This window comes from Pseudomonas sp. LPB0260 (genome assembly GCF_013388395.1).
Genome location: NZ_CP058247.1, coordinates 2,694,499 through 2,720,930 on the forward strand (window position 1 = coordinate 2,694,499; position 26,432 = coordinate 2,720,930).

The window sequence follows — 26,432 nt, forward strand, 5'->3', positions numbered from 1 at the left end:
GCCTCTATCTCCAGAAAAACAAAGGGGCTGATCCTGCGATCAGCCCCCTGCATTTCACGACGGTTTCGTGACCGTTTGATGACTGCGCGGTTCTAGTGCTTCGCCACGGCGGCATTGAGCCCGAGGTAGTCCAGGAGGATGTGCCCACTTTCGGCGAGGAAGGCGTCATCCTGGCCCTGGTCTTGCTCCTCGCTCGCTACCTCGGGATCTTCTTCCTTCAGCTCGGTCAGCGGCGCCAGGCCCTTGGCCTTGCGCCGGTTGTTCTCGATGACCAGCTGCTGGGCCTCGATCTCGGCCTGCTGGGCGCGGCGCTTGCTTTCGTTGAGGCTGACGCTGGTCTCGCCCATCAGCTTCTTCGCCAAGGCCAGGCGTTCGCGGGTGAAGGTGAAGTCCGGGTTCTTCGCGGTACGGCTGTCATAGCGGCTCTGCAGCTCGGCGAGGAACGGCATGATCGGGTCCCGCTCGGGTTTGATCGCCGGGCGGATGCTGTCCCAGGGCAGGGCCTCGGGCAGCGCGCTCTCGCCGATCTCCTTGGTGTCCATGACGTCCGGATACTGGATGTCGGGGATCACCCCCTGGTGCTGGGTGCTCTGCCCGGAGACGCGGTAGAACTTGGCCAGGGTCAGTTTCAGCTCGCCATGATTGAGCGGCTGGATGGTCTGCACCGTGCCCTTGCCGAAGGTCTGGCCGCCGAGGATCAGCGCGCGGTGGTAGTCCTGCATGGCGCCGGCGAAGATCTCCGAGGCCGAGGCCGACAGGCGGTTGACCAGCACGGCCAGGGGGCCGGAGTAGTAGGTGCCGCGGTTCTCGTCGGCCAGCACGTCCACGCGGCCGTCGCTGTTGCGCACCAGCACGGTCGGCCCCTGGTCGATGAACAGCCCGGTCAGCTCGGTGGCTTCCTGCAGCGAGCCGCCGCCGTTGTTGCGCAGGTCGATGACCACGCCGTCGACCTTCTCCTTCTCCAGTTCGCTGAGCAGGCGTTTGACGTCGCGGGTGGTGCTCTTGTAATTCGGATCGCCGGCACGGTAGGCCTTGAAGTCCAGGTAGAAGGCGGGAATCTCGATGACCCCCAGCTTGTAGTCGCGGCCTTCATGCTTGAGTTCGAGCACCGACTTCTTCGCCGCCTGCTCCTCCAGCTTGACCGCCTCGCGGGTGATGCTGACCACCTTGCTGCTCTGGTCGTTGGGCGCATTGTTGGCCGGGATCACTTCCAGGCGCACCAGCGAGCCCTTCGGCCCGCGGATCAGCTTGACCACCTCGTCCAGGCGCCAGCCGATCACGTCGACCATCTCGCCGTCGCCCTGGGCCACGCCGATGATCTTGTCCGCCGGGGCGATCTGCTTGCTCTTCTCCGCCGGACCGGCCGGCACCAGGCGCACCACCTTGACGTGCTCGTTGTCGGTCTGCAGCACCGCGCCTATGCCTTCCAGGGACAGGCTCATGTTGATGTCGAAGTTTTCCGCATTGTCCGGCGACAGGTAGGTGGTGTGCGGGTCGTAGGTGGTGGCGAAGGCATTGATGTAGGCCTGGAACACGTCCTCGCCACGGGTCTGGCGCAGGCGCGCCAGCTGGTTCTTGTAGCGCTTGGTCAGCAGCTCCTGGATGGCCTTGGGCTCCTTGCCGGCGATCTTCAGGCGCAGCACCTCGTCCTTCACCCGCTTGCGCCAGAGGTCGTCGAGTTCCGCGACATCCTTGGCCCAGGGGGCGTTCTCGCGGTCGATCAGCAGGCTCTCGTCGCGGCTGAAGTCGAGCTTGTCGATGCCCTGTTCGAGCAGGCCGAGGGCGAACTGCAGGCGCCCCTGCAGGCGCTCGAGCTGGCGCTTGTAGATGGTGAAGCCCGGTTCCAGGTTGCCGCTTTTCAGCAGGTCATCGAACTGCTCGCGCCACTGGTCGAACTCGGCGATATCCCCGGCGGTGAAATAGCTACGCGCCGGGTCGAGCATCTTCAGGTAGCCCTGGTAGATCTTCGCCGAACGCGCGTCGTCCAGCGGCGGCTTGTTGTAGTGATGGCGTTTCAATAGCTCGACGACGTTGAGGCTGGCGATGACCTGCTCGCGGTCCGGCTGCAGGTATTCCCAGGAATCGGCCTGGGTGGTCTTCGCGGCCAGGGGCAGCGCGCTCAGACCGAGGGCAAAGGCGAGGGTGGCGCAGAGCAGTGAGCGCTTCATGCTGATTCGACGCGAGGGTAATTGATAACGCATATTAGGCCGTCTAGAGGGGCGCCGAGTTCCATGGGCGCAAAGCAGAGGCCCAGCGCTGAGCGCCGGGCCCGGTTCAAATCCACTATGGAGGCAGCGTGAAGGCATTGCAAGGCGTTGAAGGCCGGACGGAATGGGCGCAACAGCCCACCCCGGCCTGTGATGTAGGGGAAATTCGCATTCGCGTGGCGGCGGCCGGCCTCAACCGGGCCGACCTGCTGCAGCGCGCGGGACTCTACCCGCCGCCGCCCGGGGCCAGCGAGGCGCTCGGCCTGGAATGCGCCGGCATCGTCAGCGAAGTCGGCGCCGGTTGCGACTGGCAGGTGGGTGACCGGGTCTGCGCCCTGCTCGCCGGTGGCGGCATGGCCGAGGAGGTGGTGGTCGATGCGCGCCACGCGCTGCCGCTGCCCGACGGCCTGTCGCTGGCCGAGGCGGCAGCCGTGCCGGAGGTCTATGCCACTGCCTGGCTCAACCTGTTCCAGCTGGCCGCGCTGAAGCCGGGCGAAAAGGTCCTGCTGCATGCCGGCGCCAGCGGCGTCGGCTCGGCGGCGATCCAGCTGTGCAAGGCCTTCGGCAATCCCTGCTGGGTCAGCGTCGGCTCGCCCGAGCGGCTGGCCTATTGCCAGGCCCTGGGGGGCCAGGGCGGCGTGTTGCGTGGCGATGACGGCCTGCAGGCGCTGCGCGACTTCGGGCCCTTCGATGTGATCCTCGACCCGGTGGGCGGCAGCTACGCGGCGCTCAACCTGGAGCTGCTGGCGCGCGATGGTCGCTGGGTGAATATCGGCCTGATGGGCGGGCGCAAGGCGGAGCTGGACCTGGCGTTGCTGCTGGGCAAGCGCATTCAGCTGATCGGCTCGACCCTGCGCACGCGCGACGACCAGTTCAAGGCGGACCTGCTGCGCGACCTGCAGCAGCACCTCTGGCCGCTGTTCACCGAGGGCCGGCTAAAGCCGCAGTTGGAGCGCTGCTACCCGATCGAGGAGGCGGAGCTGGCCTTCGCCGAACTGGCCGGCAACCGGGTCAACGGCAAATTGGTACTGCTGATCGACGAAAGCCTGGCCTGAGCCGGGGAGGGGCATTGCCGGCGCCTGCGGCAATGCCCTGGATAGATTTCTTGATGAAATCCATGGGCGTGGATTGAGTTGCTCAATCAATCCAATGGGCTCAATCAATAAGGTTTTTAGATCGTCTCGCTCTAAGATTCTCCGGGTCAACTTTCCAACCCTCAGAAGGAATCAGAGATGAACCTCATCAACACCCAGGTCCAACCGTTCAAGGCCAACGCTTTCCACAACGGCCAGTTCATCGAAGTCACCGAACAGTCCCTGAAGGGCAAGTGGTCCGTGCTGATCTTCATGCCGGCCGCCTTCACCTTCAACTGCCCGACCGAGATCGAAGACGCCGCCAACAACTATGCGGCCTTCCGCGATGCCAACACCGAGGTGTACATCGTCACCACCGACACCCACTTCTCGCACAAGGTCTGGCACGAGACTTCCCCGGCGGTCGGCAAGGCTCAGTTCCCGCTGATCGGCGACCCGACCCACGCCCTGACCAACGCCTTCGGCGTGCACATCGCCGAAGAAGGCCTGGCCCTGCGTGGCACCTTCGTGATCAACCCGGAAGGCGTGATCAAAACCGTGGAAATCCACTCCAACGAGATCGCCCGCGACGTCTCCGAAACCCTGCGCAAGCTCAAGGCTGCCCAGTACACCGCGGCCAACCCGGGCCAGGTTTGCCCGGCCAAGTGGAAAGAAGGCGAAGCCACCCTGGCCCCGTCGCTGGACCTGGTCGGCAAGATCTAAATCTGCCGCCTTCCCGCTCCCGAGCAGCTGCTTAGGGGCGGGAAACCTTTCTGCGCTGCCAGGGCTGCCACCCAGCCCGGCCAGCGCCCGAATGCCCGGGCGCGATCCGCCCGGGCATTTTATTGCCCGAATTTCGTCATAGAGGACACGCCGCCATGTTGGACGCCAACCTGAAATCCCAGTTGAAGGGCTACCTGGAAAAGGTCAGCCAGCCGTTCGAGATCGTCGCGTCCCTCGATGACAGCGACAAATCCCGCGAGCTGCTCGCACTGCTGCAGGACATCGTCGGCCTGAGCGACAAGATCGCCCTGAAGACCGACGGCGTTGATGCGCGCACGCCGTCCTTCTCGCTCAATCGCCCGGGCGCCGATATCGGCCTGCGCTTCGCCGGCATCCCCATGGGCCACGAGTTCACCTCGCTGGTGCTGGCCCTGCTGCAGGTTGGTGGCCATCCGTCCAAACTGGCGGCCGAGCTGATCGAGCAGGTCAAGGGCCTGGAGGGCCAGTTCAGCTTCGAGACCTACTTCTCGCTGTCCTGCCAGAACTGCCCGGACGTGGTCCAGGCGCTCAACCTGATGGCGGTGCTCAACCCGAATATTCGCCACGTGGCGATCGACGGCGCGCTGTTCCAGGCCGAGGTCGAGCAGCGGCAGATCATGTCGGTGCCGAGCATCTACCTCAACGGTGAGCCCTTCGCCTCCGGCCGCATGGACGTCGAGGAGATCCTCGCCAAGCTCGACACCGGCGCCAGCGCCCGCGATGCCGAGAAGCTCAACGCCAAGGCCGCGTTCGACGTGCTGGTGGTCGGTGGTGGCCCGGCCGGCGCCGCGGCGGCCATCTACGCCGCGCGCAAGGGCATCCGCACCGGCGTGGCCGCCGAGCGTTTCGGCGGTCAGGTGCTCGACACCATGGCCATCGAGAACTTCATCTCGGTGCAGGAGACCGAGGGGCCGAAACTGGCCCGCGCCCTGGAGGAGCACGTCAAGCAGTACGAGGTGGACATCATGAACCTGCAGCGCGCCAGTGCGCTGATTCCGGCCAGCAGCGCCGGCGGCCTGCACGAAGTGAAGTTCGACAGCGGTGCCAGCCTCAAGGCCAAGACCCTGATCCTCGCCACCGGCGCCCGCTGGCGCGAGATGAACGTGCCCGGCGAGCAGCAGTACCGTGGCCGCGGCGTGGCCTACTGCCCGCACTGCGACGGGCCGCTGTTCAAGGGCAAGCGGGTGGCGGTGATCGGCGGCGGCAACTCCGGCGTCGAGGCGGCCATCGACCTGGCCGGCATCGTCGCTCAGGTGACCCTGATCGAGTTCGACAGCCAGCTGCGCGCCGATGCGGTGCTGCAGAACAAGCTCAACAGCCTGGGCAACGTACGGGTGATCAAGAGCGCCCTGACCACCGAGGTGAAGGGCGATGGGCAGAAGGTCAACGCCCTGGTCTACCGGGACCGCAACAGCGACGAGTTGCATGAAATCGAGCTGGAAGGGATCTTCGTGCAGATCGGCCTGCTGCCCAACAGCGACTGGCTGAAAGGTGCGATCGAGCTGTCGCCACGGGGCGAGATCATCGTCGATTCGCGCGGCGAGACCTCGGTACCGGGCATCTTCGCCGCCGGCGACGTGACCACCGTGCCCTACAAGCAGATCGTCATCGCCGTGGGCGAGGGGGCCAAGGCGTCGCTCTCCGCCTTCGATCACCTGATCCGTTCGGCTTGATCGGCTCGGCCAGATCGGCTCGGCTTGATTGGCCGCTTGCGCGGTCGTCAGAGAAAAGACGGCTAACCCTCGGGTTAGCCGTTTTTTTTGCCAGTCCGGCGCAGCTGCCGGACGTCAGCTACAGCACCAGGGTACGCACCACCAGGCCGTTGCGGGTGGCATGGGAGTAGGGGCAGACCACATGGGCCTGGCCCACTATCGCCTCGGCCTGGGCGTGATCGATGCCCGGCAGGCGCACCTCCAGAGCCACGTCCAGGCCGAAGCCCTCGCCGTCGTCGCGGGCGCCGATGCCGACGGTGGCGGTGACCGTGCTGTCGTCGTCGATCGTCACCTTCTGCTTGCCGGCGACGAACTTGATCGCGCCGAGGAAGCAGGCCGCATAGCCGGCGGCGAACAGCTGTTCCGGATTATTGCCCTCGCCACCCGGGCCGCCCAATTCCTTGGGCGTGGTCAGGGTCACGGCCAGGGCGCCGTCCGCGGTGCTGGCCTTGCCGGTGCGGCCGCCGGTGGCGGTGGCCTGGGTCGAGTACAGAACATTCATCGCGTATCTCCTGTGCGGTTGCGGGAACGGACGCTGCATAGTTTCAGTAAATCAGCTTCTGCCCGATGCGCCCGGTCGAGTGCCGGGCGGCGCTAGACTCTCCCTGGCCAGTGCCCGGGATTTTCCCTGGGCCACACGCGCCAAGGTGGCTTGCCGATGCTCAGCATTCAGGGCCTGTACAAGAGTTACCCGACGCCCCAGGGGCCGCTGCCGGTGCTGCGCGGCGTCGACCTGCACCTGGCCGCCGGCGCCAGCCTGGCGCTGATGGGCGAGTCCGGCAGCGGCAAGAGCACCCTGCTGCACCTGGTGGCCGGGCTCGACCGCGCCGATGCCGGCAGCATCCGGGTCGGCGAGCGGGCGCTGGAGCGGCTCGATGAATCCGCGCTGGCCGCCTGGCGGCGCAATGGCATCGGCCTGGTGTTCCAGCAGTTCAACCTGATCAGCAGCCTGAGCGTCGCCGACAACCTGGCCTTCCAGGCGCGCCTGGTGGGCCGTCACGACCCGCGGTGGCAAGGCGAGCTGAGCGAGCGCCTGGGCCTGGGCGCCTTGCTGCGCCGTTACCCCGAGCAGCTGTCGGTCGGTCAGCAGCAGCGCGTGGCCCTGGGCCGGGCGCTGGCGTCCCGGCCGCCGCTGCTGCTGGCCGACGAACCCACCGGCAGCCTGGACGAGCACAGTGCCGACGAGGTGCTGGCGCTGTTGCTCGAGCTGCTGGCCGGCAGCCGTACCAGCCTGCTGATGGTGACCCATAGCGCGCGGGTGGCGGCCCGCCTGCAGCGCCGCCTGACCCTGCAGGGCGGGCGCCTGCTGGAGCCGGGGGCGGATTGAGATGGCCGTCCTCGGGTGGACCCTGCGCGCCCTGGCCGGCCATTGGCGGCGCCATCCGCTGCAGCTGTTCGCCGTGCTCACCGGGCTGTGGCTGGCCTGCGGCCTGTGGGCCGGGGTCCAGGCGCTCAACGGCCAGGCCCGCGACAGCTACGCGCGGGCCAGCCAGCTGTTCGGTGGCGATCGCCACTACGCCCTGGTCGCACGCCAGGGCGGGCTGTTCGACCAGCAGGCTTTCGTCACGCTGCGCCGCGCCGGCTGGCCGGTCTCGCCGCTGCTGCAAGGCGTTCTGCGCCTGCGCGGGCTGGAGCAGGAGCGCCTGCAGCTGATCGGCATCGAGCCCCTGACCCTGCCCGCCGGCACGGGGCTGGCGGGCGCGGCGGGTGATCGCGAGCAGCTGGCCAATTTTCTCGGCCCGCCGGGACGCACCTGGATCACCGCCGAGACCCTGGGGCAACTCGGCCTGGCGCCCGGTGCCCGTCCGCTCAGCACGTCCGGCCGGGCCCTGCCGCCGCTGCAGATCCGGCCGGGACTGGCGCCCGGGGTGCTGCTGGTGGACATCGGCGAGGCCCAGCGCCTGCTCGACGCCCCCGGGCGGCTGTCGCGGCTGCTGCTCGATGGCGACTTCGTCGCCGCCGACAGGCCACTGCCGGCGGCGTTGGCCGCGCAGCTGGTGCTGCGGCGCAGCGACCCGGCGGCCGATCTGGCGCGCCTCACCGACAGCTTCCACCTCAACCTCAGCGCCCTCGGCCTGCTGGCCTTCGTCGTCGGCCTGTTCATCGTCCACGCCGCCTTCGGCCTGGCCCTGGAGCAGCGCCGCGCGCTGCTGCGCAGCCTGCGCGCCTGCGGGGTCAGCCTGCGCGGCCTGCTGCTGGCGCTGGTCCTGGAGCTGGCTGCGCTGGGCCTGCTCGGCGGCCTGGCCGGCCTGGCCAGCGGCTACGCCCTGGCGGCCTGGCTGCTGCCGGATGTCGCCGCCAGCCTGCGCGGGTTGTATGGCGCCGAAGTAGCCGGCCAGCTCAGCCTCGCGCCGAGTTGGTGGTTGGGCGCGCTGGCGATCTGCCTGCTCGGCGCGCTGCTGGCCGGCGCCGCCAGTTTGCTGCGCGCCGCGCACCTGCCGGTGCTGGCGCTGGCCCAGCCGCAGGCCTGGCAGCAGGCCCAGGCGCGCAGCCTGCGCCGCCAGGCTTGGCTGGCCGCCGTCCTGGGGCTGCTGGCCGGGTTGGCGCTGTGGCTGGGCGACAGCCTGCAGGCCGGCTTCGTCGGCCTCGCCGCGCTGCTGCTGGGGGCGGCCCTGGCCCTGCCGGTGCTGCTCAACCTGCTGTTGGAGGCCCTGCTGCCGCATTGCCGCGGGCCGCTGATTCAGTGGTTCGTCGCCGACAGTCGCCAGCAGCTGCCGGGCCTGGCCCTGGCGTTGATGGCGCTGCTGCTGGCCCTGGCGGCGAATGTCGGCGTCGGCAGCATGACCGAGGGCTTTCGCCAGACCTTCGGCAGCTGGCTCGACCAGCGCCTGGCCGCCGAGCTGTACCTGACGCCGAGGGACTCCGAGCAAGGCGCGGCCATCGAACGCTGGTTGCAGCGCCAGGAACAGGTACAGGCCGTGCTGCCGAGCTGGCGGGTCGAGCTGCCGCTGAACGGCTGGCCGGTCGAGCTGACTGGCATCCGCGAGCACCCCCACTACCGCGCGCACTGGCCGTTGCTGAACGCCGCGGACGCGGCCTGGGAGCGTTTGGCCGCCGGCCAGGGCCTGCTGCTCAGCGAGCAACTGGCGCGGCGCCTGGGCCTGGGTCTGGGCGCGCGCCTGAGCCTGCCCACCCCGCAGGGCGACTGGAGCCTGGAGGTGCTGGGCATCTACGCCGACTACGGCAACCCCAAGGGGCATGCGCTGGTCGACGCGACGGGCCTGCTGCGCCACTGGCCGGGACTGGCGCCGCGCAGCTACAGCCTGCGCCTGGCGAGCGACGCGGTGCCGGCGCTGATCCAGGCCCTGCAGGCGCGCTTCGCCCTGGATGACAGCCGGCTGATCGACCAGGCCGCGCTCAAGGCCTGGTCGCGGCGGGTGTTCGAGCGCACCTTCGCCGCCACCGCCGCCCTCAACAGCCTGACCCTGGGGGTGGCCGGCGTGGCGCTGTTCATCAGCCTGCTGACCCTGGGGCAGACGCGCCTGAACCAGCTGGCGCCACTCTGGGCGCTGGGGGTGGCGAGGGCACGGCTGGCCTGGCTGAGCGCCGGCCAGACCCTGCTGCTGGCCGCGGCGACCCTGTTCCTGGCGCTGCCGTTGGGCCTGTTGCTGGCCTGGTGGCTGGTGGCGGTGATCAACGTGCAGGCCTTCGGCTGGCGCCTGCCGCTGCAGGTCTTTCCCTGGCAGCTGCTGCAATTGTTCGGCCTGGCCCTGCTGGCGAGCCTGCTGGCGGCGGCCTGGCCGCTGTGGCGCCTGGCGCGCAGCACGCCGGCGGCCTTGCTGCGGAGCTTCGTCGATGAACGCTAGACGCCTCGGCCTGGTGATGGCCGCGTGGCTGCTGGCCGCCTGCGAGGGCGAGGCGCCGCCGCCCCAGGGCTTCGCCGGACTGGGCAGCACCGCCGAGGCGTTCGCCCGGGTCGAACCAGGGCGCGTGCTGACGTTCCCCGCCGACCACGCTGCCCATCCGGACTACCGCATCGAGTGGTGGTACCTCACCGCCAACCTCAAGGACCGGCAGGGCCGCGACTGGGGCCTGCAGTGGACGCTGTTTCGCAGCGCCCTACAGCCGGGCGCCAATGCGGCGGACTGGAGCAACCGCCAGCTGTGGATGGGCCATGCGGCGCTGACCGGCCCCCATGGCCACCGCTTCGCCGAGACCTTCGCCCGTGGCGGGGTCGGCCAGGCCGGGGTGGCGTCCGCGCCGCTGCAGGCCTGGATCGACGACTGGCGGCTGCGCAGCCTGTCGCCGCAGCAGGGTGGCCTGGGCGCGCTGCAACTGCAGGCCCGCGGCCGCGACTTCGCCTATCGCCTGCATCTGACCAGCGACCAGGGGCCGGTGCTGCATGGTGAGGGCGGCTACAGCCAGAAGTCCGGCCAGGGCCAGGCGTCCTACTACTACAGCCAGCCGTTCCTGCGGATTCGCGGGGAAGTCGAGCTGGACGGCCAGCGGCATCAGGTCAGCGGCCAGGCCTGGCTCGACCGCGAATGGAGCAGCCAGCCGCTGGCGCCCGATCAGCTGGGTTGGGACTGGTTTTCCCTGCACCTCGACTCGGGCGACAAGCTGATGCTGTTCCAGCTGCGCCACGCCGACGGCCAGCACTACCGCGCCGGCACCTGGATCGGTGCCGATGGCAGCAGCCAGGCCCTCGCCGGGACTGATATCCAGATGACCCCGCGCCACCACAGCCGGGTCGCCGGTCGTCGCCTGCCGACCGCCTGGACCCTGCGCGTCCCGGTCAAGGGCCTGGCCATCGACAGCGTGCCGTTGCACGAGCAGGCCTGGATGGCCACCCGCTTCCCCTACTGGGAGGGGCCGATCCGCTTCGGCGGCAGCCACGCGGGCGTGGGCTACCTGGAGATGACGGGTTACCGATAGGCCGCTCAGCCGCCGCGCAGTAGTCGCCACAGGCTGACCAGCACTAGGCCGCCGGCGGCCAGCAGCGACAGCAGCAGGAGCAGCTGCCGCGGGCTGCGCTGGTTGATGCGGCCCTCCAGGCAGCGGGCCAGGCCGTAGCCGGCCAGTACCGCGGGCGCCAGCTTCACGGCGCCGGCCAGCTGGTCGAGGGGCAGGCGGCCCTGGTGCAGCAGGACCAGCAGCGACAGTGGGGTGCTCAGCAGGAAGAAGGCGGCCAGCTCGTCGCAGGCATCGACGCGGCTGCGCCCCTGGTAGACCAGGGCCATGGGCGGGCCGCCGACCGAGGTGGCGGTGCCCATCAGGCCCGAGCAGAAACCGGCGATGCCGAGGTTGCGCGGGCTGCACGGCAGGGCCAGCCAGCGATAGCTGGACAGCGTCGCCAGCAGCACGCTGCCGCCCAGCAGCAGGCCGAGCCAGGCGGCGGGCAGCAGGCCGAGCAGCAGGGCGCCGCACCAGGCTCCGGGCAGGCGCCCGAGGATGGCCGGCAGCGGCCGGCGCCAGGCCAGCGGCTGGCGCTTGCCGAGCAGCATGCAGCAGGCCAGGACGAGGCCCAGCAGCAGGATCGGCCCCGGCACATAGCCGGGGTCGAGGAGAAACAGCAGCGGCGCGGCGAGCAGGGCGAAGCCGATGCCCAGCAGGGCCTGCACCAGGCTGCCGCCCAGCACGATCAGCAGCGCCAGGCAGTCGACGGCACCGTAGGTCATGGTTGTGCGGCTCGGGCCGAGGTCCTCAGCGGCCGCCGGCGCCGCTGCGCGACTGCTCGGAGTTCTCCACCAGCACCGCTTCGGCCAGCTGGTTGAGCTGTTGCCAGAGTTCGATGGAGATATCCATGCCGCCTTCCAGGGCGCCCTGGTAGGCGCGGGCGAACTGCTCGGGGCTGACCTGGCGGTAGCCGCTGCGCTGGCTGGCGTTGCCGTGCAGCTGGCCGAGCAGGTCGATGCGGGTGCTCAGCAGCAGGGTCAGGGTCTGGGTGTCGGCCGTGGCCGGGTCGACCAGCAGGGCCTCGCTGTAGGTCGGGTAGGCGGCGCCGGCGGCGATGCTGGCGACATGCTCGCTGACCGGCTGCTTGCCGTTCTGCCAGTAGGCCAGGCCGCTGATGCCCTGGCGCGCGCAGTCGACCAGCAGCTTGAGGACGAACTTGCGGTTGTGGCAGTTGCGCACCTTGACGTTGACGCAGCCCTGTTCCAGGGCCTTGGTCTCGGCCAGCTCGATGATGCTCGGCAGGCAGTTCAGGGCGCTGCGGCCGTGGCAGTCGAACAGCAGAGCCTGGCTCTCCTCGGCCAGCAGCTGCAGCGCCGGGCGCTCGCGGTCGGCGACGAAGGGCAGCGCCCGCTGCAATTCGCCGAAGCCCTGCTCGCCGTGCACCTGCAGCCATTTGACCAGGGCGGCGGCGTCCTCGTAGTAGCCCACCGGGTAGCCCATGCCCTCGAACACGCGCTTGAGCAGGGCGGTCAGTTCATTCGACGAAATCAGCATCAGCACGTCTCCAGGGTCGGGGCCAGGGGCAGGAACCAGTCGTCCTCGAACGGCTGGCCGATGTCCTCGAGCAGCGGGGCGCCCTGGAACATGGTGTTGCGCACCCACAGGCGCGAGCGCGGGTCGAACTTGCTGACGCCGAAGAAGGCCAGCTTGCAGCGCAGCAGGTGCATCGGCAGCACGTCGCGGTCGAGCAGGTTGGCCTGGATCTCGCCGTAGTGGGTCTTGGCCATGCTCTGCATGCGCCGCACGATGCCGCGCTGCTCGGGATGACGCAGGAGGAAGCTGGCGGTGCACTGCTCGGGGTGCTCGGCCAGGTAGGCGCAGAGCTGGCGATGGCACTGCTGGGCCAGGTAGCCGATGCCCAGGGGCATCTGCTTGTCGCGCCCGCTCTCCAGGCTGCAGTTGCCCAGGCGCGGCTCCTGTTTCTCCTCGGAACGGTACCAGAAGGTCTCGGTGGCGCCCTCGGCCTCGAAGTCGATGGCCAGGGCCCAGGCGTAGTGCTGCTCGATCAGCCTGCGCAGCTCGCGGGCCGGCATCTGCGGTTGCAGCTCCAGGGACTCGACCAGGGCGAAGCTGTCCTCCAGGTTGTCGACCAGCTCCGGGTAGAGTTCCAGCAGGATGCAGTTGAGCAGCTCCTGGGCCTGCAGGCTGAGCTGGCGCTCGGCCCAGGCCAGCAGCTGCGCCCAGCTCTCCAGGCGCACCGTGGCGAGCCAGTCCTGCAGGGCGGCGAAGTCCTCCAGCACCACCCGGTTGTTCTCGGTCTGCCAGGCGTCCTCGGTGACGGTCTGCTCGATGTGCAAGATGCCGCGCGTGACCAGGACGTGCAGGCGCGCCAGGCGCTCGGCGGTGACCTGGCCGAGGCTGCGTACCCGGGCCAGGGCCAGCTCGCGCATCTCGATCCAGCGGCCGACCAGCTGCGGATGGTTGATCAGGTAGGGCGCCATACCCAGGCCCGTGGAGTTGCCGATGCCGAAGTAGCGCTTGAGCTGCGGCTGCAGCGCCACGGCGGTGTCCGGCGCGCGCCGGCGGGCGATGTGCTCGGCCTGCTGCAGGCTGAAGTTGCGCAGCATGAAGCAGTTGAACATCTCCGCGGCGAACGGGCGGGCGAAGTCCGGGTGCTTGCTGCTGACCTTCTCCCAGTCGGCCATGCCCAGCTTGCCGCTGCCATACACCGCGGTGGTGCGGTAGAGGTAGCCGACCCGGGCGATCTGCTCGACTTGCGGCTGGCGGCCGGCGCTCAGCGCCTCGACCACGCTGTCGAAATTGCGCACGCTGCGGTTGGCCCGCGACAGCACCATCACCCGCGAGTCCAGGCGTCCGGCTTCCTGCAGCGGCACGTTGCGGCGCAGGAACTCGACGTAGTCGTCGTCCACCTCGCCCTCGCACAGGGCCATGGTCAGGTCCCACTCGCTGGCGATCACCCGGTCGTTGCGCTTGTCCGGGTCGAGGTACTGGGAGAACAGCACGAAGCTGAACAGGTCGCCGCTGGTCTGGATGCGGTAGATCACCGTGCCGTAGCCCTGGTCATCCAGGTCGAAGCGCCGTGGCTCGATCCGCCAGCCCTCGCGCATGATCTTGCGCACCAGGCAGCGCATGAAGCTCAGGCGGCTCTGGTGCAGGCTGCCGAGACGCTCCAGGTCCATGACCACGTGGGCTGGACGCATGCGCAGGGACTGGGCCCCGCCGCTCGCGGCATCGATGCTGGAAGGAGTGCTCATAGGCTTGCCCTCGACTGGTGCAGTGCACACCCGGCGGTTTGACCCGCAGGGTGCGGCAGATTGTTTTTATCTGCCGCCGATGGTGGTGCAAGGCCGGGCCCGGAGCAATTCAGATCGGCCTATCAGCTGATAAGTGAAACTTATATAGATGGTGGTTTCGATCAGCTGGAGCCATCGTCGGCCCGCGCCGGATTCAGTGCGTTCTCGCGCAGGATGAATTCGTAGAGCGCCTGGGCCGCCACCGGCAGGGAACGGTTGGCCAGGCAGACGATGCCGATGTCGCGGCTGACCAGCGGATCGCTCAGGGGAATGAAGCGCAGGCGCTCATGCCCGGCCGCAAAGGCGAAGCGCGGCAGGGTGGTGATGCCCATGCCGGCCTCGAGCATGGCCAGCAGCGAGATCATGTTGGACATATAGAACTGCGAGTCGGCCACCAGCTCCTCGGCCTCGGTGCCGGCCAGCAGGCGCGAGGTGCCATTGGCGATCAGCCGCTCGCCGTTCAGCTGTTGCCAGCCCAGTTGCGCCTCGCCGGCCAGGCGATGGTCGTCGCGGCAGACCACGCCGATGCTGTCCTCCCAGATGGGGGTGAAGCGGATGTCGCTGTCCGCCTCCCACAGGCTGGCGATGCCGAAGTCCACCTGCTGGTTCTCCACCATCGCCAGCACCGCCTCGGAGCTGTCGTCGAACAGGCTGACGTGCAGGTCGGTGGCATCGCCGATGAAGCGGGCGAGGATGTCCGGCAGCAGGCGGCTGGCGATCGAGGGAACCGAGGCGATGCGCAGGTGCCCGGACTTGTGCTGGGCGATCAGGTTCATGTCGTTGACCACCCGGTCGTGGTGGGCGATCAGCTCCTTGGCGTAGACCATGAACTGCACGCCGAAGGGCGTCAGCTCCGGTCGCGCCGCGCGGGCATTGCGCTTCTCGAACAGGGCCTGGCCGAGCTTGCCCTCCAGGTCGCGGATCGACAGGGAGATCGCCGGCTGGGTGCGGTGCGCTTTTTCCGCCGCGGCGTGGAAGCCCTGGAGCTCGGCGACCCAGACGAAATGCCGCAGTTGGGCGATCTTCAGCTCGGGCAGCATGGTAAGTTTTCCTTATCAAACAATATTTACTATTAATTTTAGTTTATTTCGGAGCGCGCCTACCATTCGGCTACAGCTTGAGAGGAGGCGCACATGTCCACTGATATCTTCCGCAACTACATCAACGGTGAATGGGTCACCGGCACCGCCAGCGTGAGCAACATCAGCCCGGCGAACATCCAGGACGTGCTGGGCCAGTATGCCCAGGCCGATGCCGAGCAGGTCGAGCAGGCCCTGGCCGCCGCCGAGGCAGGGCAGGCGCAGTGGCAGCAGAGCGGCCTGGAGCAGCGCTACCAGGTGCTGATGGCCATCGGCGACGAGCTGATCGAGCGCAAGGCCGAACTGGGCGAGCAACTGGCCCGCGAAGAGGGCAAGACCCTGGCCGAGGGCATGGGTGAAGTCTACCGCTCCGGCCAGTTCTTCCATTACTACGCCGCCGAAGTGCTGCGCCAGATGGGCGAGACCGCCGATTCGGTGCGCCCCGGCGTGGAGATCGAGACCCGCCGCGAGCCGGTGGGCGTGGTCGCCGTCATCACCCCGTGGAACTTCCCCATGGCCACCGCGGCCTGGAAGATCGCTCCGGCCCTGGCCTTCGGCAACGCCGTGGTGTTCAAACCGGCCAACGCGGTGCCGGCCAGCGCCTGGTCGCTGACCGAGATCATCTCCCGCCAGGGCCTGCCCGCCGGCACCTTCAACCTGGTGATGGGCAGCGGCGCCACGGTCGGCGACGCGCTGATCCACTCCAACAAGATCCAGGCCCTGAGCTTCACCGGCTCGGTGGAGACCGGGCGCAAGGTGGCCGCCGCCACTGCCGCCAACTTCGTCCGCTGCCAGCTGGAGATGGGCAGCAAGAACGCCCTGATCGTGCTCGACGACGCCGACCTGGAGCAGGCCGTTGACTGCGCGCTGAACGGCGCCTTCTTCGGCACCGGGCAGAAGTGCACCGCCTCCTCGCGGCTGATCGTCACCGCCGGCGTGCACGACCGCTTCGTCGCCAGGCTGGTCGAGCGCATGGGCCAGCTCAAGGTCGGCTACCCGTTGCGCGAGGGCGTGCAGATCGGCGCGGTGATCGACGGCAAGCAGCTGGAGCAGAACCTGCGTTACATCGAGCAGGCCAAGGCCGAGGGCGCGGTGCTGGCCTGTGGCGGCGAGCGCATCGACGAGGAGTACGAAGGCTTCTATATGCGCCCGGCGCTGTTCGTCGACACCCGCAACGACATGCAGATCAACCGCGACGAGGTGTTCGGCCCGATCGCCTGCGTGATCAAGGTCGATGACTACGAGCAGGCCCTGGCCACCCTCAACGACACCGACTTCGGCCTCACCGCCGGGATCATGACCCAGTCGCTGAAGGTCGCCAGCGACTTCAAGCGCCGCGCCAAGACCGGCTGCGTGATGGTCAACCTGCCGACCGCCGGCACCGACTACCACGTGCCCTTCGGCGGCCGTAAGAACTCCAGCTTCGGCCCGCGCGAGCAGGGCACCTACGCCCGCGAGTTCTACACCGTGGTCAAGACCACCTACATCCGTGCCTGAGGGCGTGCGCCATGCATGACGAACTGATCGTGATCGACGGGTTGCAGTACTCCAACTGGTCCCGCGAGATCTTCACCCAACTGCGCGAGGGCGGCGTCAGCGCCGTGCACGCGACCCTGGTGTACCACGAGAACGCCCGCGAGACCCTGAGCCGCCTCGGCGAGTGGAACCGCCGCTTCGAGCAGCACGGCGACCTGATCATGCCGGTGGCCGGCGCCGCCGACATCCGTCGGGCCAAGGAGCTGGGCAAGGTCGGGGTGTTCTTCGGCGCGCAGAACTGCTCGCCGATCGAGGACGATATCGCCCTGATCGAGGTGTTCCGCCAGCTCAACCTGCTGATCATGCAGCTGACCTACAACAACCAGAGCCTGCTGGCCACCGGTTGCTACGAGGGCAGCGACAGCGGCATCACCCGCTTCGGCAAGCAGGCCATCGCCGAGATGAACCGGGTCGGCATGCTCATCGACATGTCCCACAGCGCCGAACGCAGCACCCTGGAGGCGATCGAGCTGTCGAGCCGGCCGATCATCATCTCCCACGCCAACCCGGCGTTCTTCCACCCGGCCAAGCGCAACAAGTCGGAGACCGTGCTGCGCGAGCTGGGCCAGTCCGGTGGCCTGCTCGGCTTCAGCCTGTATCCCTTCCACCTGCACAACGGCTCGGACTGCAGCCTGGATCAGTTCTGTGACATGGTCGCGCGCACCGCCGACCTGATGGGCATCGACCACATCGGCATCGGCACCGACCTGTGCCAGAACCAGCCGCAGTCGGTGCTGGAGTGGATGCGCAGCGGCCGCTGGTCGAAGCAGGTCGACTATGGCGAGGGCTCGGCGAGCAACGCCGACTGGCCCAAGCCGCTCGGCTGGTTCGGCGACAGCCGCGATTTCCCCAATATCACCCAGGGCCTGCTGCAGCGCGGTTTCACTGCGCAGGACACCGCCAAGGTGATGGGTCTCAACTGGCTGAACACCCTGGAACAGGGGCTCAAGCCTGCCCAATAACGGTCCTGAACAACCAACAAGTACAAGATTCTTGTCAGGAGGCTGTAATGAATAGCACCCAAACGGCTACCCAAACGGGGGCACCGGTGATGAGCGACAAAGGCAAACTGCTGCACGGCGTGGATATCCCGGTGTTCCTCATGAGCGGCGGATTCGTCCTGCTGTTCGCCGTCCTCGCCCTGTGGGACATCGAACTGATGACCCAGTGGGTCAACGGCGCCTTCGCCTGGTCGACCAAGTTGTTCGGCGCCTACTGGCAGGTATTGCTGCTGCTGACCTTCGTCATCGGCCTCTACCTGGCCCTCGGTCGTACCGGCCGGGTGCGCCTTGGCGCCCTGGCCAAGCCGGAGATGCCGACCTTCACCTGGGTCTGCGTGATCATGTGCACCCTGCTGGCCGGCGGCGGCGTGTTCTGGGCCGCGGCCGAGCCGATGGCGCACTTCCTCTCGCCGCCACCGCTGCACGGCGGCGAGACCGGCACCCCGCAGGCGGCCTACAACGCGCTGGCGCAGAGCTTCATGCACTGGGGCTTCCTGGCCTGGGCGATCCTCGGCAGCCTGACCGGCATCGTGCTGATGCACCTGCACTACGAGAAGGGCCTGCCGCTCAAGCCGCGCACCTTGCTCTACCCGCTGTTCGGCGAGCGCGTGATGACCGGCTGGTTCGGCGCCCTGATCGACGCCTGCTGCGTGCTGGCGGTGGTCGCCGGCACCATCGGCCCGATCGGCTTCCTCGGCCTGCAGGTGAGCTTCGGCCTGGAGAAGCTGTTCGGCGTCAGCAACGACTACGCCACCCAGGTGACCATCATCGGCGTGCTGGTGGCGGTCTACACCCTCTCGGCGGTGTCCGGAGTGGCCCGCGGCATCCAGTGGCTGAGCCAGATCAACGTGGTCCTGGCGGTGGCGCTGATGCTGTTCATCCTGCTGCTGGGGCCGACCGGCTTCATCGTCGACGCCTACCTGCAGGCCATGGGCATCTACCTGGACAAGTTCATCCCGATGGCCACCTTCCGCGCCGACCCGGCCTGGCTGGACTGGTGGACGGTGTTCTTCTGGGGCTGGTTCCTCGGCTACGGCCCGCTGATGGCCATGTTCGTCGCGCGCATCTCCCGCGGTCGCACCCTGCGCGAGCTGGTGCTGACCATCTCGGTGGTGGCGCCGGTGATCACCTGCTTCTGGTTCACCATCGTCGGCGGCAGCGGCCTGTCCTTCGAGCTGAGCAACCCCGGCTCGGTGTCGGAGGCCTTCGCCGGCTTCAACCTGCCCGGCGCCTTGCTGGCGATCACCGCGCAGCTGCCCCTGGGCTACCTGATGTCGGTGCTGTTTCTGATCCTCACGGTGATCTTCGTCACCACCACCGGCGACTCGATGACCTACACCATCTCCATGGTGATGACCGGTACCGACCACCCGCGCGCCGAGATCCGCGTGTTCTGGGGCGTGATGATGGGCGTGGTGGCGGCGCTGCTGATCTCCATCGGCGCCGGCGGCATCAGCGCGCTGCAATCGTTCATCGTCATCACCGCCGTGCCGGTGTCGCTGATCCTGCTGCCGTCGCTGTGGAACGCGCCGCAGATCGCCAAGCGCATGGCCGACGAGCAAGGGCTCTAATCCCCGCAACTTTTGGGGGAACGTGGCGCAAGCCACCTCCCTCTTTTTTATTCCTCTCTCGAACCAGGAGCACGCCATGAAACAGGCCGTGAAGACCCAGCTGTTCCCGTCCAAGGCCCCGCTGGAGTGGGCGGTGATCGGCAACGGCACGCTGTACACCGCGCAGATCCCCATCGACGTCCAGGGCCAGGTGGTGCCCGGCGGCATCGAGGCGCAGACCCGCCAGACCCTGGACAACCTCAAGCACACCCTGGAGTGCGCGGGGCTGGGCCTGGACGCGGTGAACCAGGTGCTGATCTACGTCACCGACCGCAGCTACCTGGCCACGGTCAATGCGGTGTATGCCGAGTACTTCAGTGCCCCTTACCCGAACCGAGCGGCCATGGTCATCGCCGGCCTGGCCCGCGAGGAAATGCTGGTGGAGCTGGTGGTCTACGCCAGCGCCTGATTCCGGCATCCGCATGGCGTGCCTGAGCGGTGATCCCGCCGGGCGTGCCGAGCGCCCTCGGCGCTCACCCACCTTGTCGGCCGACCGCGCCGACCAAGGTCTCTTTGACCCCCGCCTGCGCAAGCGCCGCCTGTCCACAAGACAGGCGGCGCTTGTCACCCTCGGTCGGCCTGGCGCCGGCGCAGCGTCTACCTTTAATGCTCAGGGCAAGGGAAGGCTCCTTGAACGGCGCGTTCGTCTCATGCGCGGGCCTCGGCCAGCTTGAGATTCGCGCCCAGCGCAGGCAGCATGCAGCCTGCGCTGGCGGGCCTGACGCGCCAGTGGGCGAGGGTCCGGGCGGCGAAACCCATGGTTTCGACTGCACGCCGTCGCATCAATTGAGCCGAAGGAGCGAGCAAGTGCGTGCAACCCGAGCCAAGCTGTTGCGCAACCTGGATTGGCGAATGGCGCTCGGCGCGTTGCTGCTGTGGGCGCTGCTGGCCGCAGCGGTAGCCTTCGTCGCCGGGCGCAGCGAGCGCGAGCGTGCGCTGCAACTGCTGCACAGCGAACTGCAGTCGCTCAGTCAGCTGCGTGTCGAGTCGCTGGCGCGGCAGATCGACCGGCGTCGCCAGCAGGTGCGTTTGCTCGCCAGGACGCCCCCGGCCCTGGGAATGGTGGCGGCCAGCCATCAGCAAGGCCTCGACGCGCTTGGGCAGAGCTCCTATGAGTCGTGGCAGAGCCGCCTGGAAACCATCTTCAGCGCCTTCGTCAGCACCACCCCCGACGTGCTGCAGGTGCGCCTGATCGGCGTCGCCGACCAGGGCCGCGAGCTGATTCGCGTGGTCCAGCGCAAGGGCCGGGTGCAGGTGCAGGCGCCCAACCAGCTGCAGTCACGCGGCGATGCCGCGTACTTCCGCGAGGCTGTCCGCCTGCAGGACAACGAGGTGCATATTTCCGCCATCGAACTGAGCCGCGAGCACGGCGACGAGCGGTCGCCGCTGGTGCCGACCATGCGGGTGGCGACCCCGCTGTTCGACAGTGCCGGCGAGCTGTTCGGCATCGTCCTGGTGGACCTGGATGCCGGCCGACTGCTGGCCACCATGCAGACCGGTTCGGACGAGAAGCAGCTGCGGGTCTATATGACCGATCAGAACGGCTATTTCCTCCTGCACCCGGACCCGAACAAGGCGTTTGCCTTCGAACCCGGCCGCACCTGGCGCTGGCAGGACGAGTTCCGCGAGCTGGATTCGCCGGCCGGCTCGCGCAAGCTGCAACTGCTGCAGAACGCCGCCACCCAGGCCTATGCGGTGACCCGTCGCTTGCGCCTCAATCCCGGTGCCCGCGACGGCCGTAGCCTGACCATCGCCATGGCGGTGACCGAGGCGCCGGTGGTGGCCGCCGTGGCCTCCGCGCGTCAGACCGCCCTGCTGGCGATGCTCGGCGGCGGCCTGCTCGCCGCCTTGCTGGCGTTCGCCTTTCAACGCCAGCGGCGCACGCTCTATCGCCGCCGCGCCGAGCTGGCGGCCATAGTCGGCGGCGCCCAGGACGCGATCATCGGCACCGACCTGGCTGGCGTGGTCAGCAGCTGGAACCCGGCCGCCGAGCGGATGTTCGGCTATGCCGCCAACGAGGCCGTCGGCCGCCCACTGGCCGAGCTGATCGTGCCGCCGGAGCAGATCGAGGAGGATGCCTCGATTCACCGCCGCGCCGCCGGCGGTGAGCCGGTGCCGGGGATCGAATCCGTGCGCCGGCGCCGCGATGGCAGCGAGTTCGCCGTATCCCTGTTGGTCACGCCGATCATCGCCCAGGGCAACGGCGTCGCCGGCCTGGCCGACACCATTCGCGACGTCAGCGCGCAGCGTCTGGCCGAGCGCAAGGTCCGCGAGATGAACGCCGCGCTCGAGCGCCAGGTGGCCGAACGCACCCAGCAGATTCAACGCCTTGCGTCCCTGCAGCAGGCGATCGTCGCCGATGCCAGCTACGCCATGGTGGCCACCGACCTGGACGGCTTGATCACCCTGTTCAACCCGGCCGCGGAGAAGCTGTTCGGCTATGCCGCCGAGGAGCTGTTGGGGCGCCAGACGCCGCTGCTCTGGCACGATGGCGAGGAGCTTGCGGAGCGCGCCCAGGCGTTCGCCCGGGAACTGCAGCAGCCGCTGGGGCCAGGGTTCGAGGTGCTGGTGGCCAAGTCCCGCCGTGGCGTGGCCAATCGGCACCAGTGGTCGGTGCTGCGCAAGGACGGCACCCGGCTGGCGGTGCTGCTGGATATCAGCGCGCTGCGCGACGAGCACGGGGTCATCCAGGGCTACCTCGCCATGGCCTCGGATATTTCCCGGCAGCAGCAGAGCCAGCGCGAGTTGCTGGCCACCCGGGACCAGCTGGCCAAGATCGTCGAGGTCGCCAGGCTCGGCATCTGGACCTGGGTGCCGGCCGACGATTCGTTGATCTGGAACGCCCGCATGTTCGAGCTCTATCAACAGCCGCCGAGCCTGAACGGACAGGGCCTCAACTACGCCCATTGGCGCTCGCGGGTCCATCCCGAGGACATCGAGGCGACGGAGGCGGCGCTGCGGGCGGCCGTCGAGGGGCGTGGGGAGTATGACCCGGTGTTCCGCATCGTGCTGCCGGATGGCCAGATCCGCCATATCCAGGCCGGCGCCTATGTGGAGCGCGACGATCAGGGCCAGGCCCTGCGCGTTACCGGCATCAATCTCGATATCAGCGCGCAGCGCCAGGTCGAGTCGACCCTGCGCGGGGCCAAGGAACAGGCCGAGGCAGCCGGCCAGGCCCAGCTCGGCATGTTCGACTTCTCGACGAGCGAGGGGCAAACGATCACGCACGATCCACAGGCGTTCAGCCTCGATTGCCAGCGCGCGGAGGCGCCCGAAGGCAGTGGGCCGGCCGCGAGCAAGGCGCCGTCGGCCGCCCGCGCTACGCCGGGCCGACCGCGCGGGCTGTCGGGTCTGCGCCTGCTGCTGGTCGAGGACAATCCGACCAACCAGCTGGTGGCCCGCGAACTGCTGATCAGCGCCGGGGCCGAGGTGGCGGTGGCCAGCGACGGCCAGGTGGGCATCGCCGCGGTACAGGGGGCCGATCCGCAGTTCGATGCGGTGCTGATGGACATCCAGATGCCCGGCATCGACGGTTACGAGGCCACCCGCGAGCTTCGCCGCCATTACACTCGCGAACAACTGCCGATCATCGCCATGACGGCCAACGCGATGCCGGCCGACCGCGCGGCCGCTCTGGACGCGGGGATGAACGAGCATGTCGGCAAGCCGTTCGAACTGGCGACGCTGGTGGCGGTGATCCGTCAACTGAGCGGGCGTGGCGCCGACGCTGCGCCCGCGCCCGCCGTGGCGCCGCCGCGGGCGGCGCGCAGGGTGCTCGATGACGAGGCCGCATTGCGCCGTTTCGACGGCAGCCGGCGGATCTACCAGCAGGCGCTGGGTAAGTTCAGCAGCGATGCGCAGGCCCAGCTTGCCGAGCTGCCGATTACCCTTGAGCCGGAAAGGGAAGGGCTGCTGCGCCAGCTGCACAGTTTGAAGGGGCTGGCCGCGACCATCGGCGCCGAGACATTTGCCGCGCTGGCCGCCGATGCCTGCAAACTGCTCGCCCCGGGCTGTTCGCAGGAACGCTGGACGGCCATGCGGGCGGCGCTGATGGAGGCGGGCCAGGGCGCGGTGAGCGCGGCGCAGGCGCTGCTCGAGACCGCAGCCGAACCAGCCGAGCTGGCCGCCGTGCCGCCGCCAGCGGCGCCGCTGGATGACCAGGACGGCAGAAATGAGCTGTTGGCGTTGTGGCGGCTGCTCGAGGCCAATAACATGGACGCCCTGTGCGTCTACGACCGACTGCACAAGCATTATCAGGGGGCGTCAGTGCACGCATTCAAGCAGCTCGGCGAGGCGATCGAGCAACTCGATTTCACCGCGGCAGCGGCACAGTGCCAGGCGCTGTTGGAGAGCACGGAGGGGGCATGAGCATAGGCGGCGAAGGGCCAGGCCCCTACGACCTCGGCGGCAGGCGTGCGCGCCTGCTGGTGGTCGACGACGAACCGGTGTTCGTCAAGTTGATCCACCAGTTGTTTTCTGCCGAGCATGAGGTGTTCATGGCCACCAGCGGCGAGGAGGCCTTGAGGATCTATGCCCGTTCGGCCCCCGACCTGATCCTGCTGGACGTCATGATGCCGGGCATGGACGGACTCGAGCTGTGCCGGCAGTTGAAGCGGTTGCCGGATGCCCGGGCGATCCCGGTGATCTTCGTCACCGGACACGAGTCGCTGGACGAAGAGACGGCCTGCTGGAACGCCGGTGGCGTCGACTTCGTCAACAAGCCGTTCAATCCGCTGACCCTGCGCAATCGCGTGAATGTCCACCTGGCGCTGAAGTTTCAGGCCGATCGCCTGCGCGAAATGGCCTTCGTCGACGGCCTGACCGGGATCGCCAATCGGCGTCAGTTCGAGGAGCGGCTGGGGCAGGAGTACCGGCGCAGCCGGCGCAACGGCACCTCGCTGGCCTTGCTGATGATCGATGTCGACTGCTTCAAGCCCTACAACGATCGCTATGGCCACCAGGCCGGCGACGAATGCCTGCGCCAGGTGGCGGCGCTGTTGAGTGCGAACATGCAGCGTCCCGGCGACCTGGCGGCGCGCTACGGTGGCGAGGAGTTCGCCTTCCTGCTGCCGGAGACGGACGCCAAGGGCGCACGGGTCATCGCCGAGCGTCTGGTCGAGACGGTGCGCCAACTCAACCTGGAGCACCTCGACTCCAGTGTCGCCGCCGTGCTGACCGTCAGCATCGGTGCGGCCGTGCTGGACCCGGACTCGAGCGACTCCTGCGAGGCGCTGATCACCCAGGCCGACGCGCAGCTCTATCGGGCCAAGAAGCAGGGGCGTGGGCGCGTCTGCTGCGGCCTGACCTCGGCGCCGCGTGGTGAAGCGGCGCGGCCCTGAGCCCGGTCAGCCAGGCCCTGGGCGCGCCGCGTCTGAACCTCAAAGCAGTGCGTATTCCTCGCCGATCACCGCCGGGTCGAAGGGCTTGCGGCTGAACACGCGCTGAACCATGGGGCGGAAATGCTCCAGGCTCGGCGTCGGGTAGGCCGGGTCGAACGAGGCCTGGTCCCATTTCTCGCAGAAGTCGACGCACAGCTGGTAGGCCGGATGGTCCTTGTAGCGGTCCCGCTCGTTACGGTCGCCGCCGAAGTGGTGGGCATAGTAGAAGTTCTGGAACAGCCCGTGGTGGTGCAGTACCCAGGTGACCTCGCCACGCACGTAGGGCCTGATGACCGAGGCCGCCAGTTGCGAGTGGTTGTAGGGGGCCAGTTCGTCGCCGATGTCGTGAATCAGGGCACCGACGATCATGTCCTCGTCGGCGCCGTCGGCCTCAGCGCGGGCGGCGGTTTGCAGCGAGTGCTGCAGGCGACTGACCTGATAGCCGCTCAGGCTGTGCTCCAGTTCGGCCAGGGCCTTGAGGATGCGCTCGGGCAGGTTCTGGTTGAACTCGGTTTCCAGGCGGTCGAGGAATTCGTACTCCTCGGCGGTGCCGTCTTTCATCTGGGTGAATTGCACGCTGTTCATCAGGCGACTTCCTTGATGGTTTTGAGCTGGATAAGGGTGCTGGCGTAGCGTTCGCGCGGGCCGTCGAGGTCGATGTAGCAGCCTTGCAGGTGTCTTGGACCCTCGGATGGATCGAAGCTGCTGCGCCCGTGCAGCACCCGGCTGTTGTCGAACAGCATCAGTTCGCCGGCGCGCAGGGGGAAGCGGATCTCGTAGGCCGGGTCGCAGAACAGCTCGCCGAGGCGCTTGCGCGCACGGTGATAGGCCTTCATCTGCTCGATCGGCAGAAGCGGCAGGCCATCGAGGCGGGGGCTGTAGTGCACGCCCAGCGTGCGCCCGTGCTCGTCGGTCTTGATGATCGGCTTGTGGCTGACCAGCTCGGTGCCCTTGTCGATGAAGCGGTATTTGACCGAGGTGTCCTTGAGCAGCCGATAGCCCTCTGGATCGGTCGCGGCCAGCTCGCGCACCACGCTGACGCTGTCGACCAGGGTCGACAGGCCGCCGCTGGTCTCGTTGACCAGGCAGTGCAGCAACTGGATGCCCGGCACCGGGTCGCGGTAGGGGTTGTCGGTATGGGGGCCCAGGTGCACGCCGGTATAGGCCAGGTCGTTGGCATCGGGCTTGGAGAAGACCTCGAAGTAGCGGCCGAAATTGGTTTCCTTGAGGTAACCGAACTTGGCGGCCACATCGAGAATGCTCTCGGGTTCCGTGGGTACCTGGGTCAGGACGATGAAGCCGTAGCGCAGGTAGGTATCGAGCGCCGCCAGGAACTGCTCGGGAACCTGCATGTTCGGCCAGCCGAAGCGCACCGAGCGCTGATCGAGGCTGCTGTCCCAGCCCTGGGCGGCCGGAAAGGCGTCATCGGCGTCCAGCTCGGCCTGCAGGAACGAGAAGTCATACAGGGAGCGGTGACCGTCGCTGAACTCGAGCCGTGCCTGCCGCGCGCCGACCGGCTCCACGGCAAGCAGGGCGATTTCCGGATCGATGGCGTGGGAGTCGAACAGGCGCTGCTGGGTCTTGTGATCCAGTTGCGTGGGGTCCTGGCTGCGTTCACGCAGCCAGAGCGCCGGTAGCTCGGTGATTGCGCCATCGGCGCGGACGCTTACCGCCGGTGGAGCCTGCTCGAAGATGACCTCAATGTTTTTCATCGCCTGTATCCCGTGATGCAGATGCTGTTTGGGGGGCAGTTTTTCGAGCGCTTTCGCTGGCGCGCCGAGGCCAAAGTCGCTGCATTGCCTGGCCGCTCTTCGGCGGCTTCGTTGCAACCTACCCATGCCATGGTTGTCGCAGGTGGTAAGCGAATGGTCGCATCTGGCGCGGTGGCGGCCCAGCCGCGTTAGTTGATACGCAGGCATGCAAA

At 68.1% G+C, this 26,432-nt stretch carries 20 protein-coding genes; 12 read left to right on the forward strand and 8 right to left on the reverse strand.

Annotated elements, in window-relative coordinates:
- Positions 1-92 precede the first annotated feature (92 nt).
- The gene (locus tag LPB260_RS12095) at positions 93-2,168 is read right to left on the reverse strand and encodes a carboxy terminal-processing peptidase (RefSeq protein ID WP_208708962.1); all 2,076 of its coding nucleotides are present in this window, start codon (positions 2,166-2,168) and stop codon (positions 93-95) included.
- Positions 2,169-2,296: 128 nt separating this feature from the next.
- Between LPB260_RS12095 and LPB260_RS12100 the strand changes: the two genes are divergently transcribed.
- The 3 genes from LPB260_RS12100 to ahpF all read left to right on the forward strand — a co-directional run bounded on the left by LPB260_RS12100 (position 2,297) and on the right by ahpF (position 5,715).
- Positions 2,297-3,262, forward strand: a complete 966-nt coding sequence (locus LPB260_RS12100; RefSeq protein WP_208708963.1) for an NAD(P)H-quinone oxidoreductase — start codon at positions 2,297-2,299, stop codon at positions 3,260-3,262.
- Between the two features lie 177 nt (positions 3,263-3,439).
- A complete protein-coding gene (gene ahpC, locus LPB260_RS12105; RefSeq protein ID WP_208708964.1) occupies positions 3,440-4,003 on the forward strand; it encodes an alkyl hydroperoxide reductase subunit C in 564 nt (187 codons plus the stop codon).
- A gap of 155 nt (positions 4,004-4,158) precedes the next feature.
- Complete coding sequence (ahpF, locus tag LPB260_RS12110; protein WP_208708965.1) at positions 4,159-5,715, forward strand: alkyl hydroperoxide reductase subunit F; 1,557 nt, start codon at positions 4,159-4,161, stop codon at positions 5,713-5,715.
- Positions 5,716-5,833: 118 nt separating this feature from the next.
- Here ahpF and LPB260_RS12115 read toward each other — a convergent pair whose 3' ends face one another.
- Positions 5,834-6,256, reverse strand: a complete 423-nt coding sequence (locus LPB260_RS12115; RefSeq protein ID WP_208708966.1) for an organic hydroperoxide resistance protein — start codon at positions 6,254-6,256, stop codon at positions 5,834-5,836.
- A gap of 156 nt (positions 6,257-6,412) precedes the next feature.
- Here LPB260_RS12115 and LPB260_RS12120 point away from each other — a divergent pair, with 156 nt between their 5' ends.
- Genes LPB260_RS12120 through LPB260_RS12130 form a run of 3 tightly spaced genes read left to right on the forward strand, consistent with a single transcriptional unit; the run spans position 6,413 to position 10,629 of the window.
- Positions 6,413-7,081: an ABC transporter ATP-binding protein gene (locus LPB260_RS12120; RefSeq protein ID WP_208708967.1), complete on the forward strand. Its 669-nt coding sequence runs from the start codon at positions 6,413-6,415 to the stop codon at positions 7,079-7,081.
- Position 7,082: 1 nt separating this feature from the next.
- Positions 7,083-9,560 (forward strand): FtsX-like permease family protein, encoded by a 2,478-nt coding sequence (locus LPB260_RS12125; RefSeq protein WP_208708968.1) that lies wholly within the window; start codon positions 7,083-7,085, stop codon positions 9,558-9,560.
- The gene (locus tag LPB260_RS12130; RefSeq protein WP_208708969.1) at positions 9,550-10,629 is read left to right on the forward strand and encodes a lipocalin-like domain-containing protein; all 1,080 of its coding nucleotides are present in this window, start codon (positions 9,550-9,552) and stop codon (positions 10,627-10,629) included. The genes LPB260_RS12125 and LPB260_RS12130 overlap by 11 nt, the downstream gene beginning before the upstream one ends.
- Before the next feature lie 5 nt (positions 10,630-10,634).
- Here the strand turns inward: LPB260_RS12130 and LPB260_RS12135 are convergent, their stop codons facing one another.
- The 4 genes from LPB260_RS12135 to LPB260_RS12150 all read right to left on the reverse strand — a co-directional run bounded on the left by LPB260_RS12135 (position 10,635) and on the right by LPB260_RS12150 (position 14,944).
- Positions 10,635-11,372 (reverse strand): TSUP family transporter, encoded by a 738-nt coding sequence (locus LPB260_RS12135; protein WP_208708970.1) that lies wholly within the window; start codon positions 11,370-11,372, stop codon positions 10,635-10,637.
- A 25-nt stretch (positions 11,373-11,397) separates the two neighbouring features.
- Positions 11,398-12,144, reverse strand: a complete 747-nt coding sequence (locus tag LPB260_RS12140) for a DUF3726 domain-containing protein (RefSeq protein ID WP_208708971.1) — start codon at positions 12,142-12,144, stop codon at positions 11,398-11,400.
- Complete coding sequence (locus tag LPB260_RS12145; RefSeq protein ID WP_208708972.1) at positions 12,144-13,865, reverse strand: hypothetical protein; 1,722 nt, start codon at positions 13,863-13,865, stop codon at positions 12,144-12,146. Before LPB260_RS12145 ends, LPB260_RS12140 begins: the two co-directional genes overlap by 1 nt.
- A 161-nt stretch (positions 13,866-14,026) precedes the next feature.
- The gene (locus LPB260_RS12150; protein ID WP_208708973.1) at positions 14,027-14,944 is read right to left on the reverse strand and encodes a LysR family transcriptional regulator; all 918 of its coding nucleotides are present in this window, start codon (positions 14,942-14,944) and stop codon (positions 14,027-14,029) included.
- A 93-nt stretch (positions 14,945-15,037) separates the two neighbouring features.
- Here LPB260_RS12150 and LPB260_RS12155 point away from each other — a divergent pair, with 93 nt between their 5' ends.
- From LPB260_RS12155 to LPB260_RS12180, 6 genes are all read left to right on the forward strand, one after another.
- Entirely contained in the window at positions 15,038-16,480 is a 1,443-nt protein-coding gene (locus LPB260_RS12155) for an aldehyde dehydrogenase family protein (RefSeq protein WP_208708974.1), read from the forward strand.
- 11 nt (positions 16,481-16,491) lie between these two features.
- On the forward strand, positions 16,492-17,481 hold the full coding sequence (locus LPB260_RS12160) for a membrane dipeptidase (protein WP_208708975.1): 990 nt from the start codon (positions 16,492-16,494) through the stop codon (positions 17,479-17,481).
- A 47-nt stretch (positions 17,482-17,528) separates the two neighbouring features.
- Positions 17,529-19,091, forward strand: coding sequence for a BCCT family transporter (locus LPB260_RS12165; RefSeq protein WP_208708976.1), 1,563 nt, complete (start codon positions 17,529-17,531; stop codon positions 19,089-19,091).
- Between the two features lie 76 nt (positions 19,092-19,167).
- Positions 19,168-19,539, forward strand: a complete 372-nt coding sequence (locus tag LPB260_RS12170) for a RidA family protein (protein WP_208708977.1) — start codon at positions 19,168-19,170, stop codon at positions 19,537-19,539.
- A gap of 398 nt (positions 19,540-19,937) precedes the next feature.
- The gene (locus tag LPB260_RS12175; protein ID WP_208708978.1) at positions 19,938-23,498 is read left to right on the forward strand and encodes a PAS domain S-box protein; all 3,561 of its coding nucleotides are present in this window, start codon (positions 19,938-19,940) and stop codon (positions 23,496-23,498) included.
- On the forward strand, positions 23,495-24,469 hold the full coding sequence (locus tag LPB260_RS12180) for a diguanylate cyclase domain-containing protein (protein WP_208708979.1): 975 nt from the start codon (positions 23,495-23,497) through the stop codon (positions 24,467-24,469). Before LPB260_RS12175 ends, LPB260_RS12180 begins: the two co-directional genes overlap by 4 nt.
- Before the next feature lie 39 nt (positions 24,470-24,508).
- Here LPB260_RS12180 and LPB260_RS12185 read toward each other — a convergent pair whose 3' ends face one another.
- Positions 24,509-25,093, reverse strand: coding sequence for an HD domain-containing protein (locus LPB260_RS12185; protein WP_208708980.1), 585 nt, complete (start codon positions 25,091-25,093; stop codon positions 24,509-24,511).
- Positions 25,093-26,220: a TauD/TfdA family dioxygenase gene (locus LPB260_RS12190; protein ID WP_208708981.1), complete on the reverse strand. Its 1,128-nt coding sequence runs from the start codon at positions 26,218-26,220 to the stop codon at positions 25,093-25,095. The genes LPB260_RS12185 and LPB260_RS12190 overlap by 1 nt, the downstream gene beginning before the upstream one ends.
- Between the last annotated feature and the right edge of the window lie 212 nt (positions 26,221-26,432).

What these genes read in the sequence shown, in the direction of transcription:
- LPB260_RS12095 (WP_208708962.1), bottom strand. Translation starts at nt 2,168, where the DNA reads ATGAAGCGCTCACTGCTCTGCGCCACCCTCGCCTTTGCCCTCGGTCTG.
- ahpC (WP_208708964.1), top strand. Translation starts at nt 3,440, where the DNA reads ATGAACCTCATCAACACCCAGGTCCAACCGTTCAAGGCCAACGCTTTC.
- ahpF (WP_208708965.1), top strand. Translation starts at nt 4,159, where the DNA reads ATGTTGGACGCCAACCTGAAATCCCAGTTGAAGGGCTACCTGGAAAAG.
- LPB260_RS12115 (WP_208708966.1), bottom strand. Translation starts at nt 6,256, where the DNA reads ATGAATGTTCTGTACTCGACCCAGGCCACCGCCACCGGCGGCCGCACC.
- LPB260_RS12120 (WP_208708967.1), top strand. Translation starts at nt 6,413, where the DNA reads ATGCTCAGCATTCAGGGCCTGTACAAGAGTTACCCGACGCCCCAGGGG.
- LPB260_RS12125 (WP_208708968.1), top strand. Translation starts at nt 7,083, where the DNA reads ATGGCCGTCCTCGGGTGGACCCTGCGCGCCCTGGCCGGCCATTGGCGG.
- LPB260_RS12130 (WP_208708969.1), top strand. Translation starts at nt 9,550, where the DNA reads ATGAACGCTAGACGCCTCGGCCTGGTGATGGCCGCGTGGCTGCTGGCC.
- LPB260_RS12135 (WP_208708970.1), bottom strand. Translation starts at nt 11,372, where the DNA reads ATGACCTACGGTGCCGTCGACTGCCTGGCGCTGCTGATCGTGCTGGGC.
- LPB260_RS12140 (WP_208708971.1), bottom strand. Translation starts at nt 12,144, where the DNA reads ATGCTGATTTCGTCGAATGAACTGACCGCCCTGCTCAAGCGCGTGTTC.
- LPB260_RS12145 (WP_208708972.1), bottom strand. Translation starts at nt 13,865, where the DNA reads ATGAGCACTCCTTCCAGCATCGATGCCGCGAGCGGCGGGGCCCAGTCC.
- LPB260_RS12150 (WP_208708973.1), bottom strand. Translation starts at nt 14,944, where the DNA reads ATGCTGCCCGAGCTGAAGATCGCCCAACTGCGGCATTTCGTCTGGGTC.
- LPB260_RS12155 (WP_208708974.1), top strand. Translation starts at nt 15,038, where the DNA reads ATGTCCACTGATATCTTCCGCAACTACATCAACGGTGAATGGGTCACC.
- LPB260_RS12160 (WP_208708975.1), top strand. Translation starts at nt 16,492, where the DNA reads ATGCATGACGAACTGATCGTGATCGACGGGTTGCAGTACTCCAACTGG.
- LPB260_RS12165 (WP_208708976.1), top strand. Translation starts at nt 17,529, where the DNA reads ATGAATAGCACCCAAACGGCTACCCAAACGGGGGCACCGGTGATGAGC.
- LPB260_RS12170 (WP_208708977.1), top strand. Translation starts at nt 19,168, where the DNA reads ATGAAACAGGCCGTGAAGACCCAGCTGTTCCCGTCCAAGGCCCCGCTG.
- LPB260_RS12180 (WP_208708979.1), top strand. Translation starts at nt 23,495, where the DNA reads ATGAGCATAGGCGGCGAAGGGCCAGGCCCCTACGACCTCGGCGGCAGG.
- LPB260_RS12185 (WP_208708980.1), bottom strand. Translation starts at nt 25,093, where the DNA reads ATGAACAGCGTGCAATTCACCCAGATGAAAGACGGCACCGCCGAGGAG.
- LPB260_RS12190 (WP_208708981.1), bottom strand. Translation starts at nt 26,220, where the DNA reads ATGAAAAACATTGAGGTCATCTTCGAGCAGGCTCCACCGGCGGTAAGC.